The organism is Psychrobacter faecalis (assembly GCF_016107575.1).
GTDB lineage: Bacteria > Pseudomonadota > Gammaproteobacteria > Pseudomonadales > Moraxellaceae > Psychrobacter > Psychrobacter faecalis.
Genome location: NZ_JABAST010000076.1, coordinates 1 through 1,951, shown reverse-complemented (window position 1 = coordinate 1,951; position 1,951 = coordinate 1). Strand labels below are relative to the sequence as shown.

Below are 1,951 nucleotides of genomic sequence, written 5' to 3'. Positions count from 1 at the left end.
CTATAATATAGAGAGCAAGTTATGGGGAAACTGGTTAGTATTGGGGAGGCTGCCAAACATTTCGGGGTTGCTCAATCCACATTAAGACGTTGGGATGAGGATGGTACGTTAGTCGCCAAGCGAACCGAAAACGGGCATAGGCGATATGATTTAAGTGAAATCAGACCGCATTCCTTGAATACACCACCTAAATTAGACCGAAAAACCATTGCTTATGCTCGTGTGTCGAGTCGTGATCAAAAAGACGACTTACTTCGCCAGTCTCAAGTTTTGGAACTTTATTGTGCCAGGCAAGGCTGGACTTTTGAGACGATTACCGATCTTGGTAGTGGAATGAATTATAAAAAGAAAGGCTTAAAAAACCTGCTTGATGACATACTGAGCAATAAAGTTGAACGGCTGGTAATTACCCATAAAGACAGGCTTTTACGATTTGGTGCAGAACTGGTTTTCATGTTGTGTGAGGCTCGTGACGTTGAAGTGGTAATAATCAATCAAGGTGAAGAGTTGAATTTTGAGCAAGAATTAGCCCAAGATGTATTGGAGATTATCACCGTATTTTCAGCGAGGCTATACGGCTCTCGCAGCAAGAAAAACCAACAATTAATAGAGGCGGTTAAAAAAGCATTATGATCCGTGGACACATTATCGAACTCAAGCCAAACAACGTACAGGCAAATCACCTTGCTCGTGCTTGTGGCGTGGCGAGAAAAGCCTACAACTGGGCTTTGCATGAGTGGCAGCGGCAGTATGCGCTTGACAAAGCGTACCGTGATGCGTGTTTGGCCGCAGGCGTTGAGGTTGATACTAAAAATCTAAACAAGCCCTCACAGGCGAAGCTCAGACGCGAATTGAACGCCATTAAGCGTGAATTATTCCCCTATATGCTGGAAGTGACCAAATGCGCTCCGCAGGCGGCAATCATGCAGTTGGGTGATGCTTATAACAACTTCTTTAAAGGCTTAGCGAAATACCCAACCGCTCGTAAAAAAGGCCGTGACGATAGATTCAGTTTATCCAACGACCAATTTGCCATTAAAGGTAAATCCATTCGTATCCCAAACTTGGGCTGGGTTCGCTTAAAAGAAGCTTTACGTTTTGACGGCAAGATCATGTCAGCCACCATCTCTAAACGTGGCGGTAAGTGGTTTGTTAGTGTGGCTGTTGAAATACAAAAAGCTGTAATTCCTACTAAAAAGACAGGTAAAAGCGTTGGTGTTGATCTTGGTATTACCGACTTACTGGTTTTATCAGACGGCACTAAAATTAAAGCGCCAAAACCACTTCAAGCAAACCTTAAAAAACTAAGAACGCTAAACAAAGCGCTCAGTCGCACTAAAAAAGGCAGTAAAAACAGAGAAAAAGCGAAAACCAAGCTCTCTCGTTTGCACTATAAGATCAGGTGTATTAGGCAAGATTCTCTCCATCAAATCACAACAAGTCTGGTTAATGAGTTCGATGTGATTGCGATTGAGGATTTGAATGTCAAAGGTATGGTTAAGAACAGGCGGCTATCAAGAGCTATCAGTGACTTGGGTTTCTTTGAGTTTAAGCGACAGCTTATCTACAAAGCCACTGAGCAAGGCAAGGTTGTGAAATCAGTCGGACCCTTCTACCCAAGCTCAAAAACCTGTTCAAACTGCAATCATATCCTTGGTAAAGATGAGCTAACATTGAAAATGCGTGAGTGGTTGTGCCCTAACTGTCAGGTTTCTCATGACCGTGACCTCAACGCCAGCATCAATATTTTAAATAACGCGACTGTTATTTTAACAGCTGCATAATCCTGTTTATTGGACGGTGAGTTCCATCGCCAATTAAAAAAGTCTGTGGAGTCGTGGTCAGTCTAAATCTCAAATGAGAAATAGCGCGTGACAATGAAGCAGAAAGAAAACGTCAAACCTATCTAATAGTCAATATTGGCTAGGTTTGAGTAAGATTTTTGGAACGG

General features: G+C 42.6%; 2 protein-coding genes. Both read left to right on the top strand.

Annotated features, from left to right (window positions below):
* The first annotated feature begins 21 nt into the window (after positions 1-21).
* A complete protein-coding gene (locus JFC07_RS12960) occupies positions 22-633 on the top strand; it encodes an IS607 family transposase (RefSeq protein ID WP_198329219.1) in 612 nt (203 codons plus the stop codon).
* Positions 630-1,784 carry an RNA-guided endonuclease InsQ/TnpB family protein gene (locus JFC07_RS12955; protein WP_093071385.1) on the top strand — a complete coding sequence of 385 codons (1,155 nt, stop codon included), beginning with the start codon at positions 630-632 and terminating at the stop codon, positions 1,782-1,784. Before JFC07_RS12960 ends, JFC07_RS12955 begins: the two co-directional genes overlap by 4 nt.
* Positions 1,785-1,951: the final 167 nt, after the last annotated feature.